This is a genomic window from Phocaeicola sp. HCN-40430 (genome assembly GCF_037890285.1).
GTDB classification, from domain to species: Bacteria; Bacteroidota; Bacteroidia; order Bacteroidales; family Bacteroidaceae; genus Phocaeicola; species Phocaeicola acetigenes.
In genome coordinates this window covers 38,638-56,509 of record NZ_JBBKBS010000009.1, presented here as the reverse complement: position 1 = coordinate 56,509, position 17,872 = coordinate 38,638, and the positions used below count along the sequence as shown (strand labels likewise).

The following is a 17,872-nucleotide window of genomic DNA, read 5'->3' as shown; positions in this document are numbered from 1 at the left end:
TATGACTCTTTATCCGAAATTGATTCTTGATGCACTGGCCACAGTGCGTTATCCGGGAAACGGTAAAAATATAGTTGAGGCTGAAATGGTAGCCGATAACTTACGTATCGACGGGATGAAAGTCAGCTTTTCACTGATTTTTGAAAAGCCGACAGATCCTTTCATGAAATCGGTAGTCCGTGCTGCCGAAACTGCTATTCATACGTATGTATCGAAGGAAGTAGAAGTGACTATTGCTACAGAAAGTAAGCAGGCGGCGCGTCCGGAGCCGGGCAAAATGCTTCCGCAGGTAAAGAATGTGATTGCTGTATCTTCCGGTAAAGGAGGAGTAGGTAAGTCGACAATAGCAGCCAATCTGGCGGTAGCTCTTGCCAAATTGGGATATAAAGTGGGTTTGCTCGATGCGGATATTTTTGGTCCTTCCGTTCCCAAAATGTTCCAGGTAGAAGATGCCCGTCCGTATGCAGAGACTGTAGATGGTCGCGACCTGATTGTACCGGTAGAAAAATATGGTATTGAACTGCTTTCTATAGGTTTCTTTGTCGATCCCGATCAGGCTACTTTGTGGCGTGGCGGTATGGCAAGCAATGCCTTGAAACAGTTGGTAGGTGATGCAAAATGGGGAGAGTTGGATTATTTTATACTTGATACTCCTCCGGGTACCAGTGATATTCATCTGACTTTGCTTCAGACGCTTGCTATTACCGGAGCGGTAATTGTCAGCACACCTCAGCAGGTGGCTTTGGCCGATGCGCGCAAAGGTATCAATATGTATATGAACGACAAGGTCAATGTGCCTATTCTGGGACTGGTAGAAAACATGGCTTGGTTTACTCCTGCCGAATTGCCGGAAAATAAATATTATCTGTTTGGAAAAGAAGGAACCAAGCGATTGGCCGAGGAACTGAATGTACCTTTGTTGGGACAGATTCCTATTGTACAGAGTATCTGTGAAAATGGGGATAAAGGAACACCGGTAGCTTTGGATGAAAATTCTGTAACCGGACAGGCATTCATTGAATTGGCTCGTAATGTGGTAGAGCAGACCGAAAAGCGTAATGCAGAACAGGCTCCTACACAGATTGTGAAGACACATAAGTAAACCTGAACAATCGGAATCCTGATGAATTCGTAGTCGGGAGCATTGGGGAATCCAAAGAGAATATATGAAATCAGCCAACCTGTTTATGAATATGGGTTGGCTGATTTTTTATTGTATACTGTCTTGATGCGAGTACTCATTACTCCTTACAGGTAGTAAGTTCACTCCTTATTGGTGAGTACTGTACTCATTCTTGGAAAAAACTCCACTACTTTCAAGTGAGTACTGGAAATGCATCAGGAAACATACTTTTCCGGAATTATAACTTATCTGATTGGTGTATTGTCGGCGGACAGAGAAAGACTGATTCCTACTTGTTCGCAGTCCGCTCCCATAGGAGGATTCTGCTTGTAAAGTTCGACATCTACTTCTTCTATGGCAGGAAAATCATGCAGCAGGCGGTTGGCTATGCGATAGGCTACATGTTCCAGCAACTGTGAAGAGATTTGCATCTCCTGCTTTACCGCTTCAAATACTTCGGCATAATTTACTGTACCTTCCAGGCAGTCGGTTTGTGCGGCCCGGCTGAAGTCGGTTTTTAAACGGAGGTTGACAGTGTATTCGGCACCTACACGGTTTTCCTGTGGGAGAACACCATGAAAGGCATAGAGTTTGAGACCTTTTAAGTGAATGTACATATCAGTAAAAATAGATGAGATGGATTCTTTTCTATCTAAAAGAGACTAATAAATAAAGGAGTTAAGTCAGCAGATAAACTTCTGTGTATGTAAAACTCTGACTTAACTCCTTTTTGTATCATTAAAGTGATTCGGCTTCTGGGATTATCCGCAACGTGATGAACCGCAAGTCTTGCAAATCAGGCATCCTTCCTGATAAACCAGCGTTTCATTTCCACAGTTCGGACATTTTACTCCACGTGCTTCGGTTCCGTCTTGAACGTATTTTTTCAAAGCACGTTCTACACCGTTCTTCCACGTGTTGATATGTTCGCTGTCCAATTGCAGAGAACCAACCAGTTTGATAACCTGTTCAATCGGCATGCGGTAACGGAGAACTCCCGAAATCAGTTTGGCATAGTTCCAGTATTCTTTGTTGAACTTTTCAGACAAACCTTCAATCGTCATCTTATATCCGCGCTTGTTTTCGAACTGGAAGTCGTAACGCTTGTTGCCTTCTTCGTCGTAGTTCTTGATGATACGTCCGGTAGTCACCGATTTAGGCAACAAGATACCTTCTTCATCATCCTGCAAACCGGTAAAGATTTCGTAAGGACGTCCGTCGAGCAAACCTACAAAAGCAACCCACTTCTCTTTGTTATTCTGGAAGCGTACTACATCCGCTTCAAGTACACGCGGACGTGTTTCTACTACCTGAGGTGGTTTGCAGTGGCACTCTTCTTCTTTATTTTCTTTTTTCTTGGTTGAAATCAGCACACCGGCACGCGAACCGTCGCGGTATACAGTACATCCTTTACAGCCAGAACGCCAAGCTTCTACATACAGGCGGTTTACCAGATCTTCGTCTACGTTGTTAGGAAGGTTGATGGTTACACTGATAGAGTGGTCAACCCATTTCTGGATACGTCCCTGCATCTTCACCTTCATCAGCCAGTCTACATCATTGGAAGTAGCCTTATAATAAGGTGATTTTGCAACCAGGTCGTCGATTTCTTCTTGAGTATAACGTTTGTCTGGATCGTATCCGTTTACCTTCATCCATGTCAGGAATTTATGGTGGAATACGATGTATTCTTCGAATGCGTCTCCTGTTTCGTCTACGAAATCGATGCGTACGTTTTCATCATTCGGATTTACCTTACGGCGGCGTTTGTAGACAGGCATAAATACCGGCTCGATACCGGAAGTAGTCTGAGTCATCAGACTGGTAGTGCCGGTCGGTGCAATAGTCAGACAGGCAATATTGCGTCGGCCATACTGTCTCATTTCTTCGTACAATGCCGGATCTGCTTCTTTCAGACGATTGATAAACGGGTTGTTTTCTTCTCGTTTTGCGTCATAGATTTCGAAGGCTCCACGTTCTTTTGCCATGTTTACAGAAGAGCGGTAAGCTTCAAGTGCTACAATCTTATGTACATTTTCTGAGAATTCGGTTGCTTCTTCTGTTCCGTAGCGTAAGCCCATTGCAGCCAGCATATCTCCTTCGGCTGTGATACCTACACCAGTGCGGCGTCCCAGTCCGGATTTACGGTAAATCTTTTCCCACAAGTGGCGTTCAGAACCTTTCACTTCATCACTTTCAGGGTCTGAATCAATTTTTTCCATGATACGTTCAATCTTTTCCAGCTCCAGATCGATGATATCGTCCATGATACGCTGTGCCAATGCAACATGCTTCTTGAACAAGTCGAAATCAAAGTAAGCCTCCGGAGTAAACGGATTGACTACGTAAGAGTATAAGTTGATAGCCAGCAGACGACAAGAGTCGTATGGGCACAAAGGAATTTCACCACATGGATTGGTGGAAACAGTACGGAATCCTAAGTCGGCATAACAGTCGGGTACAGATTCACGGATGATAGTATCCCAGAACAATACACCCGGTTCTGCAGACTTCCAGGCATTGTGTACAATCTTTTTCCACAATTCAGATGCATTGATTTCTTTTGTAACCTGTGGATTCTCTGAATTGATTGGATACTGCTGGGTATACATACGGTTTTCTACCGCAGCTTGCATAAATTCATCATCCAATTTTACAGAAACGTTAGCGCCGGTAACTTTTCCTTCTGTCATCTTGGCATCGATGAATGATTCGGAATCGGGATGCTTGATGGATACACTTAACATGAGGGCACCTCGACGTCCGTCTTGTGCTACTTCACGGGTAGAGTTGGAGTAGCGTTCCATGAACGGAACAAGACCGGTAGAAGTCAATGCAGAGTTTTTTACCGGTGAACCTTTCGGACGGATGTGTGAAAGGTCATGACCTACACCGCCACGGCGTTTCATTAACTGAACTTGCTCCTCATCAATGCGAATAATTGCTCCGTATGAATCGGCTGATCCATCTAATCCGATTACAAAACAATTTGACAAAGATGCTACCTGAAAATCGTTTCCAATACCAGTCATCGGACTGCCTTGAGGAACGATGTACTTGAATTGATCAAATAGATCGAAGAGCTCTTTCGGGCTGAGTGCATTAGGATATTTAGCTTCTATTCGAGCTATTTCATTGGCCAAACGCCAATGCATATCCTCCGGTGATTTTTCGTAAATGTTTCCAAAGGAGTCTTTCACTGCGTACTTGTTTACCCATACGCGAGCTGCCAGTTCGTCTCCTTTGAAATACTGCAATGAGGCTTCATAGGCTTCATCGTAGCTGTAAGTTTGCTTTTCCACTTTATATAATGAATTTAGTCTGTTATTACTTATGTTTTTAATTTAGGTTTAAAGTTAGTGTAGAGATTTTGCTTATTAATAACAAACCGCTGCAAAGCTAAAGATGTTTTTCTAATTGACAAAATAAAATGAGAAGAAGTTATTAACAGGTCTCATGGTTTTCCAAAATGAAATATTAATATTCTGATTATTAGTTATATGTAAAAATGAATATTTTGAAAAGTTTTCCATTTTGAATCACTGTATAGAAAATATCCTTATTATTAAACTTTTGAAAATGCTGCTGGAAAAACTCAGATAAATTACTATCTTTGTAGAAAATGATATAATGAATGATAATTATGGAATCGATAAAAAACAGACGTACAATACGTAAGTATCAGTCTAAGGATATTCCGGCCGAACTGCTGAATAGCTTGCTGGAGGAATCTTTCCGGGCTTCTACTATGGGGAATATGCAGTTGTATAGTGTAGTGGTGACTCGTGATCAGGAAATGAAAGCGAAGTTGGCTCCGGCTCATTTTAATCAGCCAATGGTGACTTCGGCTCCGGTTGTGCTGACCTTCTGTGCAGACTTCAACCGTTTTAGCAAATGGTGTCGTCAGCGTAAGGCGGAACCTGGTTATGACAATCCCATTTCTTTTCTGAATGCAGCTACGGATGCGTTGCTGGTTACTCAAAATTTTTGTACATTGGCAGAGGAAAATGGTTTGGGAATTTGCTATTTGGGAACTACCATTTATAATCCCGATCAGATTGTGAAAGTGTTGGAATTGCCTGAACTCGTTATGCCGGTTGCGACTATTACTGTGGGCTATCCGGATGAGTGTCCTGAACAGCCCGACCGTTTACCGCTTACCGGTATTGTGCACGAGGAAACTTATCATGATTATACTCCGGAGATGATAGATGAGATTTATGCATATAAAGAATCGTTGCCCGAAAATAAGCGTTTCGTGGAGATTAATCATACAGAAACTTTGGCTCAGATATTTACGGATATCCGCTATAAGAAATCAGACAATGAACTGATGTCGGAAACACTGAGAAGAACTCTCAAGGAACAAGGATTCGAAAAATAAGCAATATTCCAAGGCTCATGCATCATGGTGTATGGGCCTTTCTTATGAGAATTTGCAGATAGGATCCTTTTTCTAGAAGAATAAGAAGGAGAGAAATTTACGGATAAGAAAGAAGGTATCGGAACCTTTGTCGATGTCTCGATGAGTTCCTTCACCTTCCCGATGTTTTCTTATCAAGGGATTTGTTATTTCTGTCTAAGACCAGCTTCAATTTTTTCTATTTCAGCTTTGAAAGCCTTGTCTACTTCTACCTGATCTTTTACGATTTTACAAGCATGGAGCACTGTTGCGTGGTCTTTATTTCCAATCAGTTTTCCAATCTTGGAAGAAGAAGTATCTGTATGCTTCTTTGCTAAATACATGGCTACCTGACGTACTTGCACTACTTCACGCTTGCGAGTCTTGGTATGGATAGTAGATGCATCGACCTTGTAATGGCTGCATACCTTTTCGATGATGTCTTCTACACTGAGCGGTTTTACTTCTGCACAGCGTACTGCTTTCCGTACGATACGTTGTGCCAAATCCAAGTCGATTTCACGCTTGAACAGGATAGACTGAGCCAGCAATGAGTTTACAATACCTTCCAGTTCACGTACACTTTCGTTTACGTTTTCCGCGATATAGCAAATCACAGATTCAGGAATAGTCAAACCGTCACGACGAATCTTATTGCGCAAAATGTTTTTACGCAATTCTACATCCGGTTTTTCCAATTCGGCTACAAGTCCCCATTTAAAACGGGTAAGCAGACGGTCTTCCATACCCTGCAACATAACAGGAGCACGGTCGGAAGTAAGAATCAACTGCTTGCCGTTCTGGTGCAGATGGTTGAAAATGTGGAAGAATGTATTCTGTGTTTTGGTAACTCCTGCAAACTCCTGAATATCATCAATAATCAGTACGTCAATAGTTTGATAGAAACTGATGAAATCGTTGAAGTGGTTGGTACGTACGGAGTCTGTATACTGAACCTGAAACAAGTGTGCAGATACGTACAGTACACGTTTTTCCGGATACAGTTCTTTGATACGAGTACCAATGGCATTGATCAAATGGGTTTTTCCTACCCCTGACGGACCGTACAGAAACAACGGGTTGAATGTACGTGCAGGGTTCTGTGCTACTGTTTCAGCTACAGTGCGTGAAAACTCATTACTGTTTCCTTTGATGAAGTTCTCGAAGTTGTAGTTCGGGTTTAGATGTGGATCTAAATCCTGTACAGCTGGAGCTTGTAAAGGATTAGGTGCTTTATTACCGTTATGGATAGGAGCCTGTGCAGGTAAAGCCTGTGAACGTTTTGTTCCTTCTATGTTGATGGTAATATGGTTGGTCTTGTCTGTAAGTATAGAATACATCAACTCAGTACCTTCACCTATTTCTTTATAGATAGCGGTACGGAGCAACCCCACATATTTTTCTTCCAGATATTCATAAAAGAAAGGGCTGGGAACGCCGATTGTCAAAGCTTTGTCCTCGTATTTCAAGGGGACAATAGGCTCAAACCAAGTTTTAAAGGCTGTCGGATTAACGTTGTCCTTAATAAAGTTTAAGCAACGTTGCCACAATACAATAGCCTGATTGTTTTCAATCATATTTACGTCGTTATTAATAAAGCAAATCTTCTACAGTTGCAAATGTCGGAATGAAATTTTAGAAAAACAAATACATTTTTCTTTGCTTTTTTGCTTTTAATTATATTCTATTGGAGTTCAATGGGTTATTAAAGTATGGATGATGTTTTTTAAATGAAAGCTCTTGCATATCTCCAATGCTTTGTAAATTAGAATTTTACTTAATATTGGAAATGTCAGATAAATAATCACCCACTGTTTAATGTGTTGTTAATTAGTGATTTATTAAGATAGTGTAATAGAGTGTATAAGCGGGTGATTATTTAGATATAATCTATATAAGCTTTGTTATTTATCTTTTTTTCCAAACAATGAAAAGTGTACGTAACGTTTAGGATGTGCCTTTAAATCTTCTAATAACGCTGCTGCATTTGCTGTGCTGGCGTTCAAATTATAATACAATGCCGAGTCGTTCATCAGTAATCCTAAAGAGTTGTCTTTGCGGTTTAATTTCTCTGTCAGCAAGCGTACATTGTTCAGTGTAGAGTCTACTTTCATGAAAGTAGATGCATAGTTTACGTCCTTCAGGTTATTGGTGATAACTTTCAGGTTTTGGGTAATTTCAGTTACATTATTTGTTAGCTTTGGTACATCGTTGCTCATCAAGGTGTTTAACTGGCGGCTGGTTGCATTAAGTGAAGCGGTCAGCTGCTCTGCATTGTGCAGAGTGTTCTCCAAAGCCGGATCGCCTAACAATTTGTTTAGAGAAACTAAGATCGAGTCGAGTTTCGGCATCATCTGCTTCATCTGTGGAAGCAGTGTCTTTTCTGCCTCTCCTAAAATTCCGGTGTTGGCTATTCCGGGGAGAGTGTCTTTTTCTGCATAATAGGTTTGGCTGTCGAGATTGAAATGTAAGTTCATCTTAACTGTACCCAGCATTTCGGTGATCAATTCTGCGTGGCTGCCTGTTGGGATTTTCATCGCTTCGTCCAATTCTACTCCTACAACCACATGGCCGGGATTCTGGAAATTATATTCAATGTCGCGTACAATACCGATTTTAAATCCATTGGCAAATACCGGACTGGATTTTGCCAATCCATTAATGTCGGAAAATTCTACATAATAGTAACTTTCTGGCTTGAATGTGTTGATTCCTTTCAGGTAGTTGAAGCCAAAGAAAAGAATAAGCAGGGAAGCGATACCTGCCAAGCCGATTTTTACTTCTTTTTTCATCTTGTTGTATTGTTCTGGTTTTATTTGTTCTTTTTAAATTCTCTAATAGCTTGGTTTATATTCATTTTTTCTCCGTCTTTGAACGCGATGATAAATGCATCTTTAAACTTTGCATCTACTTTGCTGCGTTTCAGACGTAGTATCTTGTTGTAGTCGGTACTTTCACCGTACGTATATTTGTAGATACCTTTTTCTTTATATCGGTCTACGGGAGATAAGCCTTTAAATTGTCTGCTGTTCTTAGGCAACACCTTGTCTGATGTCAGGATTTGTATCTTGAATACCGGTTTGCCGGAGGTATTGCTCTTAGAACTTTGAGAAATTTCTTTTGGTTGGGCTGTTTTTGCTGCTTGTGCCGGTTTGGTATTGGTAGTTTTCGGCTCTACTATTACGATATCCTCTTCTACTTCTACCGGTTGAGAAGAAGTGAGAACTCCCGGAGAAGAAGTCTTCTTGTTTGCTTTGTAGTTGACAAATGCTTGGTAAATACTCTGTGCCAGCATGCTCGAACCGTTGCTTGACAGGAGGTAAGCTTCTTCGTTTGGATTGGTGATATAGCCTAATTCGACCAATACACTAGGCATCGATGTTTCCCGAAGGACTAGAAAACCAGCCTGATGCACTCCTTTGTCTATTCTGCGTGCTTTGTGTCGGAACTGTTGCTGAATCAGCTGTGCAAAGTTGACACTTTGAGCCATATTCTTGTCTTGCAGAAATTCGAAGATGATGTAACTCTCGGAAGAATTAGGGTTGAATCCTGCATATTGTTTCTGATAGTCATCCTCGATAAGGATAACGGCATTTTCTTTTTGTGCCACTTCCAGATTTTCCTGTGTACGGTGCAATCCCAATGTATAGGTTTCCGTTCCACTTACTCTGCTGCTTCGGGAAGCAATCGAGTTGGTATGGATTGAAATGAAAAGATCGGCCTTTGCTTCGTTTGCAATCTCAGCCCGGCGGTGAAGCGGTACGAATACATCAGAACTTCTGGTGTATACCACTTTAGTATCCGAATGATTGTTCTGAATCAGTTTCCCGAGTTTAAGTGCCACACTGAGGTTGATGTTCTTTTCTTTTCCCCGTCTTCCTACCGCTCCCGGGTCATGTCCTCCGTGTCCGGCATCGATTACCACGGTAAATTTTTTAGGTGACGCGGCATGTATTGCATTTTCCGGAATAAAGATCCATAGGGAAATGCAGATAATATATATTGTGTAAACTATGTTATTCCTCATATTAGGGGACAAAGTTAATAGATTTTTTACAGACTTTTGGTGTTAGAGGGAGAAGAAATACTTTTTATAAGCGATAATGTCTATAAAAACCAATAAAAATACTATGGCTTTGTTGGCTTTTACGTATTTTTGCCGATAAAATGAACATTTTGTCATGTTGAGATTTATAAAAAACTGGACACTGCCGCTGGCGATGCTTGCCGGAGTGATTGGATATTTCTGTTTTTCCGAATTGGATTTTCTGGCTCCTACGAAGCCTGTAGTAAAAGTTGCAGTGAGTTTCCTGACTCCTTTTCTGATATTTTCTCAGTTGTTGCTTACCTTTTGTAAAGTAGAGGTGAAAGAGCTGACTCCTAGAGGCTGGCATGGATGGTTGCTTTTGTGTCAGTTGGTTTCGGCTGCTGTAGTAGCCGGAGTGTTGTATACCTGTGCATTGGATGAAGCCTGGCGTGTAGCGTTAGAAGGAATGTTGGTTTGTCTGATTTGCCCTACGGCTACAGCAGCAGCTGTGGTGACCGGAAAGTTAGGAGGAAATGCAGCCGCACTGACGACGTATACGTTAGCTTCCAATTTGCTGGCGGCTGTTTTTGTTCCACTTGTTTTCCCTTTGGTGGAGCCGTCGACAGTCGAGTTTATGACTGCATTTCTTTATTTGCTGGGTAAAGTATTTCCCTTGTTGCTTTTCCCTTTCTTTCTCGCTTTGCTGTTGCGGCATTTCCTTCCTTCGGTGCATCGTTTTCTGGTAGGCTTGAAAGACATGGCATTTTATCTGTGGGCGGTAGCACTTACTATTGTCATGGCACAGACCACCCGTTCGGTGGTAGAGGGAGATGTGGCTGTCTCGGAAGAAATATTGATAGCTACCCTTATCTTAGTGGTTTGTGTGTTGCAGTTTGCTGTCGGGAAGTGGATAGGAGGCCGCTATCAGGAGCGTATTAGCGGGGGGCAGGCATTGGGACAGAAAAATACAGTATTGGCTATTTGGATGGCTTATACTTATCTCAATCCGGCATCAGCTATTGCTCCCGGTAGTTATGTATTGTGGCAGAATCTTATCAATAGCTGGCAGCTTTGGAAGAAAAGGAAACAAGAGGAACAATAAAATATTGCCGGTCTGACAGTATTTTGTAAGTAGGATAGGGGCAATAGACTTCTTCTCTTGCGTTTATATTGAAAGAAATGGGCAACTGCTTTCGGTTAAGGGAGTAAATAAACCTGAAATCAGGAGCAGAAGCCTTGAAGAAAATAAACCTTAAATCGAAAAAAACAATGAAAGAAAGTGAACTTTGCAAAGACATGCCGTCTCATTATGCGGCCTGTCTGCACGCAGACTGTCCTTGTGCGGCATCTTGTCTGCATCAACTTGTGTATCAGCCACTGATGGAAAAAGAAGCTGTTTTCTACCTTATCAGTCCTCTTCGCTGCACCAAAAATCAGTCGTGTGTCTATTATCGCAATGCAGAGCCAGTGCGTTATGCGTTCGGTTTTAAAGGTATGAAAGAAAAGATGTATCCTGCCCAGTATCGTAAATTCATGTCTGTGCTGACAGCGTATTTTGGGTATAATCCTTATTTCGACCGCAAAAAAGGAAAACGTCCGATTTCTCCTAAAGAACAGGAACTCATTTTGCAAACGTTGAAAAAGTTGGGAATAGAAGAACCTTTGGAGTTCGACCGTTACGAAAATCGGGTCAATTGGAAAGACTGATACTCCTTACATGTAAAAACTGCACTCATTGCCCGAAAAAAATACACTACTTTCAGGTAGTGAGTGCAGTTTTTACATGTAAGTACTGGCGAGTATTATAATCGTGGCTTGCCATACTCCGGTTATATTCGTGCTATGGTATCTTTGGCTTAAAAACCAACTGCCCTATAATTGAAGAGACAACAACTATAAAAGATATTGAAATTTTTATCAAATGAAACTACTTCATATTTCAGATACTCATGGCAAACATAAATTATTGACCGGTTTGCCTGTTGCCGACATAATAATACATAGCGGTGATGTGGGTATGACAGGAACCGAAGAAGAAGTTATAGACTTTTTAAACTGGTTTCTCGATTTGCCTTACCGCTATAAAATCTTTGTGCCCGGAAATCACGATGATTGTCTTATGGATGCGGAGATTAGTGGGTTGGATAACAATTGTTTTATTCTTTGCAATAAAGGAATAGACGTAGAAGGTATAAAAATATATGGAGTTCCTGCATTTACTGAATATGCTATAACGGGTGAAGAGGACAAATATATAAACCTTATTCCCGATGACATAGATGTTCTCGTTACCCACCAGCCTCCTTATGGTATTCTTGACTATTCAGACGGTGTACATTATGGGTCTGTCTTGCTGTTAAAGCGATTGATGGAAATTAAGCCGAAATTACACTTGTTTGGACACATACATGATGCATATGGTATTGAAAAAGGACAATATACACTTTTTTCAAATTCCTCGGTTATGGACAATAATTATCAATTAAAACACAAAGCGAATTTATTGGTTATAAATAGAACTGGAAATGTTTGATGTATATTTCCTGTTATTTTAGGAATAAAAGACTAAAAGAGAAACAAAGAGTTTTGTGTTGTCTTGTTGTGTAAATCATTGTGTTTCAAAATATTTTGTTATATTTGTGCTTGGTATTATAACAAATTTATACAGATTTACTATGAAAAAGGCTATATTTTTAGCATGTGGGATATTGTGGGGTTGTACAATAACCATGCAGGCAGAAGACCTGCCCTATAAGAATCCAAAGCTCTCTGTAGAAGAGCGTGTAGAGGATTTGCTGAAGCGAATGACAGTGGAAGAAAAGTTCTGGCAAATTTACATGATGCCCGGAGATTTGGATGCCGGAAAAGAACGCTTTAAAGATGGTATTTTCGGGTTCCAGGTAGCTACTGTCGGATCGTCCGATCCGCAAATGCGCCAGATGCTTCAATACAATCCGAAGATGACAGCGGCCGAAACCGTAAAAAAAGTGAACCGCATTCAGCGCTATTTTGTAGAAGAGACTCGCTTGGGTATTCCTGCCATTATTTTCGATGAAGCTTTGCATGGACTGGTGCGTGGAGGAGCAACTGCATTCCCGCAATCTATCGCCTTGGCTGCGACATTCGATACTACGCTGGTCAGCCGGGTGTCTACCGCCATTGCCCGTGAAACAAAAAGCCGCGGAATCCGACAGATTCTTTCTCCGGTGGTCAATCTGGCTACAGATGTACGCTGGGGACGTGTAGAAGAGACTTATGGTGAAGATCCTTGTCTTTCGGCCGATATGGGAGTCAGTTTCGTGAAGAATTTCGAACGAATGGGTGTGATTACTACTCCGAAACATTTTGCAGTCAATTCCGGTGACGGTGGACGTGACAGTAACCCGATTCATTATACGGAACGTTTTCTGGAAGAAACTCATCTGGTACCGTTTAAGGCTTGTTTCCAGCAGGGTGGTTCCCAGTCGGTAATGACTGCATATAATATGATAGATGGTACACCTTGTACGGCTAATTCCTGGCTTACTATCGATAAGCTCCGTAAAGAGTGGGGCTTCGACGGTTTTACTATTGCTGATGCCGATGCGGTAGGTATTATTCATAAACTGCACCATACTATTAATAATTGGGAAGAAGCTGGTGCTACGGCTGTGAACAATGGACTTGATGTTATTTTCCAGACTACTTATGAAGAGCATGAACCTTTTTTGGAAGCATGTCGTAAAGGGTTGATAACGGAAGAGGCTTTGAATAGAGCAGTACGTCAGGTCTTGAAGGCTAAGTTCCGTTTGGGATTGTTTGAAAATCCGTATATGGATGAATCGGAAGCCGACCGCTGGAATGCCTGTGCAGAGCATCGTGCCTTGGCTCAGGAGGCTGCTGCCCGTTCGATGGTATTGCTGAAAAATGAAAACCAGCTGTTGCCTTTGTCGCGCGACTTGAAGCGTATTGCTGTCATTGGTCAGGATGCTGCAGAGGCTCGTTTAGGTGGATATAGCGGTCCTGGTGTAAATAAAGTCAGCATTGTAGAAGGATTGAAAAAAGAACTGGCCGGTAAAACGGAGGTTGTCTATGAAGAGGGCTGCAAGCGTATGAATCCGCAATGGCTGACTATCCCGGAAAACTGCCTTTTTCAAGAAGACGGAACCTCAGGATTGGCTGCTTCTTATTTCAAGAATATCCGTTGGGAGGGAACTCCTGCTTTGAAACGGAATGATAAGGCTGTGCAGTTTTCGTGGACGCTCTTTGCTCCGGATTCTTGTCTGGCAGTAGACTGGTTCTCGGTAGAATGGAACGGAAAACTGAAATCGCCGGTTTCAGGAGATTATCAGATTGGTCTGGAAGGAAATGATGGATATCAGTTATGGATTGATGGTAAAAAGGTAATCGACCGTCCCGAAAAGGCTTCTTTCCGTACCGAAGTTGTTCCTTTCCGTTTGGAAAAAGGAAAAGAATATGCAGTAAAAGTCCGTTTCTATGAAAATACCCGTAACGCCCGTATCCGTTTGGTATGGAATGTAGGAGTACAGAATGAAGATGCTTCCATTGAAAAAGCAGTGCGTGCTGCAGCTTCGGCTGATGTGGCTGTTGTGGTGGCAGGTATCGAGGAAGGTGAATTCCGCGACCGTGGCTATCTGACCTTGCCGGGACGTCAGGAAGAACTTATCAAGCGTGTGGCTGCTACCGGAAAACCGGTTGTGGTAGTGCTGGTTGGTGGTAGTGCTGTAGTGATGTCCGAGTGGTTGGATAAAGTACCGGCAGTGCTGAATGCCTGGTATCCGGGTGAAGCTGGTGGTGCTGCAGTAGCTGATGTCTTGATGGGGGATGCCAATCCTTCCGGAAAACTGCCGATTACTTATCCGATAGATGAGGCTCAGTTGCCGTTGAACTATAGCCATAAACCTACCGGAAGAAGCGATGATTATCTGAATCTGACAGGTGAGCCTTTGTTCCCCTTCGGTTATGGATTGAGCTATACTGAATTCGAATACAATAATCTGAAAGTGCAGCCTTCTGGTAAACATACTTATAATGTTTCATTTACAATCCGTAATGTCGGAAAATACAAAGGTTATGAAGTGCCTCAGCTTTATTTGAGAGACAAGGTTGCTTCGGTTACCCAACCGATAACCCGTCTGATTCATTATGCAGCTATAGAATTGAATCCGGGAGAAGAAAAAACGGTTTCTTTTGTGGTTAATGAATACGACCTTTCTATGTTGGACAAGTCGATGAACCGGGTGGTAGAGCCGGGTGATTTCCGTTTGATGATTGGCCGTTCTTGTAAGGATATCCGTTTGCAGGAAGTGATTAATGTAAAAGAATAAACGTATAGATTATGTTTTAAAAATATGGAGACTATTTCAATTTTCAATTTGAGATAGTCTCCGTGTTTTTTGTCTGTTGTTGGCAATTGCTGCTCCAAGATTATTCTGATAATTTTCCTTTCTTGATTTCTGTAAGGTAAAAACGGAAGAAAGCATCTTTTATTTCATCACGGACACGGTGAAATTCCGAATCAATGAATTCTGCTGTTCCGGTAGCGTGCGAAGGATCGTCGAAACCAATATGAAGTCGTTTTCCTACTTTGCCGATGAATGCAGGGCAGTTTTCGTTTGCACCTCCACAGACTGTAATCACATAATCCCATTCTTGGTTGAGGTGTGTATTTACATGTGTCGGTTTGTGTGAGCTGATATCTATTCCTGCCTCTTTCATAACTTCTATGGCTTTTGCATTGACTTGTGTAGCAGGTTCTGTACCACCGGAATAAACTTCAATGTTTTTATCGAAAGATTGTAGGAATCCATGTGCCATCTGGCTGCGGCAACTGTTTCCTGTGCAAAGAATCAGTACTTTCATATTTGTGCTTTATGTTTTGGTTATTTTTATATCGAAGGCAAAAATATGAATAAAAAATGATACACAGAAAAAGTGCTCATATGGTAAAGTAACCGCTTTGCAGATAACAGATTCTTGAGGGGTATATTGGGGAGAGATGAAATATGTAATACTTTTGAAATAATAAGGCTCTATTTATTATAAATAAGGTGGAAAATTGTATTTTCTGGCTTTTTAAGTCTGTTATTATACTGCTGTTTTATTAATTTTGTATTTGCGCGATTGTAAGGAGTTGAGGGGGATTCTGCGTGCGTTTATAAGATTATTTCTGATTTTAGTTATTATTTGTTGCATTAGTTAAAATGGATTTATTTAAAAGAAAATGAAGAGTTGCTGAAACTTTGATTATCAATGGGATTTCAAAAATATTTGTGTCGGCTGGCAGCATATTTTATGAGACTTATGAAATGAGGTGTGAACATTTTGATTTTTTAGCTGTTTTATGAATAGTGTCTTGATTGAAGCAGACACTGCAATAGGTATTTTTAATTGGTATAAACACAAAAGATTTTTATTTGAATTTTTATGATTAAAAAAGGGCTATTCTTGGCTTGCATAATGTTTGCAAGTATTTCATGTACGGAACAGTTCGAGAATAACGGGGATATTGGTAATAGTAGAGGGAATGAAGCTGTTTTCAGACTTTATTCTGCTGGTTTTGGTAATGCAGCCACACGGAGTGGCGAAACCGCAACCAAGGCCGTTTATGATTTTCTGGACTATTATATAGTAGATGAAAATGGTAAAGTAGTGACTGATATCAAATCTAAATATAAGCCGGAAACATCTGAAATCGTTGCGGAAGGATTGCATGAAGGAAGTTACCGATTGTTGGTGTTGGGAGTAAAAGGTGATAAAGAAAGTGATGGAGCAACAGTAAATAAGGTCACAGATGTGAATGATGTGTGGCTGAGCTTTCCGGAAGACCTAAGCAAACCATTGGACTGTGAGTATTTCTATTCTGACACTCCTTTTGATGTTACTATAGTTGAATCGGAAGGCGGTAAACAGGAAACCATATTGAGTGAGGAAACTGTTACGCAACATCGAATTGTTGGTAAGGTGAAGTTTGATTTTGACTTCGAGAATATGTATATAGAATATTCTGTGACTGAAAATGTGGCAGATGTAGAAACTCCGAGATTTTATACTTCGATGACGGCCAACAAGCAGTTTTCCGGGGAGAGCAACCGGGTACTGAATGATCTGAACCTGCTGGATGGAAAAGAGTATCTGTTTATGCCAACTGTTGAAGGAAGTGCACTGAATGGAGAAATAGGAATGGAGAGCCGGACGTATACAGGAGGGACCATTTCGCAGACATACGGATTTAGTGGGATAAAGGTGCTTCCTAATCAGATTACAACTGTTAATACGGACGTAAATCATCCGGAAGATAATAGAGGAACCATGTTTATATCTTCAGTTGCATACAAGCATGGCAATCATAAAAAGATTCTTCAGGACGATGAAAAGAAAGGTGTGTATACAGATAAGTCTCAGCGTTCGTTTAATACATCTAATCCTTTACAATTGTCTGTGACAGATGAAGGACAGTTTCATATGCGTTTTTATTCTCCGCGTGATTTAGGGCATGTAACTGTGAAGGCCCTGATTCCGGAAGTAAGTAATGAATGGATGGATTTTGCTTATTTGGATACTATCCCTGCTTTTGGAGATGCATATGTGGATGTTCCTATGCTGAAAAAGCCGACTGTATGCAAAGGAGAAAGCGGACGTTTGATAAATGTACAGAAACTTTCTGTCGCACAGTTGAAAAAGGCACAGTTTAAAATAGAGTCTCCTGAGGAATATTGGAAAAAAATAGAAAAAATCCAGCATGGTTGGACAATATATTGGGGACTTTACGGAGGTGATCCTGACAGACCCGACGGTGGGCCTGTAGGCAACTGGATGGGGATACGTCCGGTACACATTCGCGAATCAATCGCCTTGTTCCTCAATTTTACCTATATGATAGACATGCCTGAGCACGAACAGATTTTGGAGGAAAATAAAGATAAACTCTATGACGATAATAAGAATCCTATCGAAGTAGAGAGGGTCTTGCAGCAGATGAGACAACGGCGCACTTTGCAGGTTGGATTGGTTTATCCAGGTAATGGTGTGGGAGGATTAGGAGGAGGAACCACATTTGGAGCTTATCAGTCTGCCTGGTTCGATCATTACTCCAGTACTTATGCATGCAGTATCATGTTTCATGAATTGGGACATGTGATGGGATACGGGCACAGCAGTTCGTTTACTTATGGTCCTTGGGCAGAAAGCTTGATGAATAATTTTTATGTCAATAATCTGTATCAGATGCCTATTGACTCAAAAAGCTATTTGAATAGTTCAAGTAATCCAAACAAGTATTAATGTTTAAATTGTTTAGAAAGTGATAAGATTGGTTTAT

The 17,872-nt window shown here is 41.2% G+C and carries 13 protein-coding genes; 7 read left to right on the top strand and 6 right to left on the bottom strand.

Annotated elements, in window-relative coordinates:
• Nucleotide 1: 1 nt before the first annotated feature.
• Entirely contained in the window at nt 2-1,102 is a 1,101-nt protein-coding gene (locus tag WKU26_RS05695) for a P-loop NTPase (protein WP_178266609.1), read from the top strand.
• A 266-nt stretch (nt 1,103-1,368) separates the two neighbouring features.
• Here the strand turns inward: WKU26_RS05695 and folB are convergent, their stop codons facing one another.
• Together folB and WKU26_RS05685 are read right to left on the bottom strand one after the other, a co-directional pair.
• Entirely contained in the window at nt 1,369-1,740 is a 372-nt protein-coding gene (gene folB / locus WKU26_RS05690; RefSeq protein WP_340321225.1) for a dihydroneopterin aldolase, read from the bottom strand.
• A gap of 144 nt (nt 1,741-1,884) precedes the next feature.
• Complete coding sequence (locus tag WKU26_RS05685) at nt 1,885-4,425, bottom strand: adenosylcobalamin-dependent ribonucleoside-diphosphate reductase (RefSeq protein ID WP_340321224.1); 2,541 nt, start codon at nt 4,423-4,425, stop codon at nt 1,885-1,887.
• A 341-nt stretch (nt 4,426-4,766) separates the two neighbouring features.
• On the opposite strand from WKU26_RS05685, the gene WKU26_RS05680 reads away from it, so the two are divergent.
• Nucleotides 4,767-5,507 carry an NADPH-dependent oxidoreductase gene (locus WKU26_RS05680; protein WP_340321223.1) on the top strand — a complete coding sequence of 247 codons (741 nt, stop codon included), beginning with the start codon at nt 4,767-4,769 and terminating at the stop codon, nt 5,505-5,507.
• Nucleotides 5,508-5,692: 185 nt separating this feature from the next.
• Here WKU26_RS05680 and dnaA read toward each other — a convergent pair whose 3' ends face one another.
• The 3 genes from dnaA to WKU26_RS05665 form a co-directional block, all read right to left on the bottom strand.
• Entirely contained in the window at nt 5,693-7,102 is a 1,410-nt protein-coding gene (dnaA, locus tag WKU26_RS05675) for a chromosomal replication initiator protein DnaA (protein ID WP_340321222.1), read from the bottom strand.
• 327 nt (nt 7,103-7,429) lie between these two features.
• Nucleotides 7,430-8,317: an MlaD family protein gene (locus WKU26_RS05670; protein ID WP_340321221.1), complete on the bottom strand. Its 888-nt coding sequence runs from the start codon at nt 8,315-8,317 to the stop codon at nt 7,430-7,432.
• 20 nt (nt 8,318-8,337) lie between these two features.
• A complete protein-coding gene (locus tag WKU26_RS05665) occupies nt 8,338-9,552 on the bottom strand; it encodes an N-acetylmuramoyl-L-alanine amidase family protein (RefSeq protein WP_340321220.1) in 1,215 nt (404 codons plus the stop codon).
• A gap of 154 nt (nt 9,553-9,706) precedes the next feature.
• Between WKU26_RS05665 and WKU26_RS05660 the strand changes: the two genes are divergently transcribed.
• The 4 genes from WKU26_RS05660 to WKU26_RS05645 all read left to right on the top strand — a co-directional run bounded on the left by WKU26_RS05660 (nt 9,707) and on the right by WKU26_RS05645 (nt 14,879).
• The gene (locus WKU26_RS05660) at nt 9,707-10,654 is read left to right on the top strand and encodes a bile acid:sodium symporter (RefSeq protein WP_178266602.1); all 948 of its coding nucleotides are present in this window, start codon (nt 9,707-9,709) and stop codon (nt 10,652-10,654) included.
• 167 nt (nt 10,655-10,821) lie between these two features.
• Complete coding sequence (locus WKU26_RS05655) at nt 10,822-11,259, top strand: DUF6078 family protein (RefSeq protein ID WP_340321219.1); 438 nt, start codon at nt 10,822-10,824, stop codon at nt 11,257-11,259.
• A 214-nt stretch (nt 11,260-11,473) separates the two neighbouring features.
• A complete protein-coding gene (locus WKU26_RS05650; RefSeq protein WP_340321218.1) occupies nt 11,474-12,085 on the top strand; it encodes a metallophosphoesterase family protein in 612 nt (203 codons plus the stop codon).
• A gap of 142 nt (nt 12,086-12,227) precedes the next feature.
• Entirely contained in the window at nt 12,228-14,879 is a 2,652-nt protein-coding gene (locus WKU26_RS05645) for a glycoside hydrolase family 3 C-terminal domain-containing protein (protein ID WP_340321217.1), read from the top strand.
• A 100-nt stretch (nt 14,880-14,979) separates the two neighbouring features.
• Here the strand turns inward: WKU26_RS05645 and WKU26_RS05640 are convergent, their stop codons facing one another.
• Nucleotides 14,980-15,414 (bottom strand): arsenate reductase ArsC, encoded by a 435-nt coding sequence (locus WKU26_RS05640; RefSeq protein ID WP_340321216.1) that lies wholly within the window; start codon nt 15,412-15,414, stop codon nt 14,980-14,982.
• Between the two features lie 585 nt (nt 15,415-15,999).
• Between WKU26_RS05640 and WKU26_RS05635 the strand changes: the two genes are divergently transcribed.
• Nucleotides 16,000-17,835: a hypothetical protein gene (locus WKU26_RS05635; protein WP_340321215.1), complete on the top strand. Its 1,836-nt coding sequence runs from the start codon at nt 16,000-16,002 to the stop codon at nt 17,833-17,835.
• The last annotated feature ends 37 nt before the right edge of the window (nt 17,836-17,872 follow it).

What these genes read in the sequence shown, in the direction of transcription:
- folB (WP_340321225.1), bottom strand. Translation starts at nt 1,740, where the DNA reads ATGTACATTCACTTAAAAGGTCTCAAACTCTATGCCTTTCATGGTGTT.
- WKU26_RS05665 (WP_340321220.1), bottom strand. Translation starts at nt 9,552, where the DNA reads ATGAGGAATAACATAGTTTACACAATATATATTATCTGCATTTCCCTA.
- WKU26_RS05680 (WP_340321223.1), top strand. Translation starts at nt 4,767, where the DNA reads ATGGAATCGATAAAAAACAGACGTACAATACGTAAGTATCAGTCTAAG.
- dnaA (WP_340321222.1), bottom strand. Translation starts at nt 7,102, where the DNA reads ATGATTGAAAACAATCAGGCTATTGTATTGTGGCAACGTTGCTTAAAC.
- WKU26_RS05650 (WP_340321218.1), top strand. Translation starts at nt 11,474, where the DNA reads ATGAAACTACTTCATATTTCAGATACTCATGGCAAACATAAATTATTG.
- WKU26_RS05660 (WP_178266602.1), top strand. Translation starts at nt 9,707, where the DNA reads ATGTTGAGATTTATAAAAAACTGGACACTGCCGCTGGCGATGCTTGCC.
- WKU26_RS05645 (WP_340321217.1), top strand. Translation starts at nt 12,228, where the DNA reads ATGAAAAAGGCTATATTTTTAGCATGTGGGATATTGTGGGGTTGTACA.
- WKU26_RS05655 (WP_340321219.1), top strand. Translation starts at nt 10,822, where the DNA reads ATGAAAGAAAGTGAACTTTGCAAAGACATGCCGTCTCATTATGCGGCC.
- WKU26_RS05695 (WP_178266609.1), top strand. Translation starts at nt 2, where the DNA reads ATGACTCTTTATCCGAAATTGATTCTTGATGCACTGGCCACAGTGCGT.
- WKU26_RS05640 (WP_340321216.1), bottom strand. Translation starts at nt 15,414, where the DNA reads ATGAAAGTACTGATTCTTTGCACAGGAAACAGTTGCCGCAGCCAGATG.
- WKU26_RS05670 (WP_340321221.1), bottom strand. Translation starts at nt 8,317, where the DNA reads ATGAAAAAAGAAGTAAAAATCGGCTTGGCAGGTATCGCTTCCCTGCTT.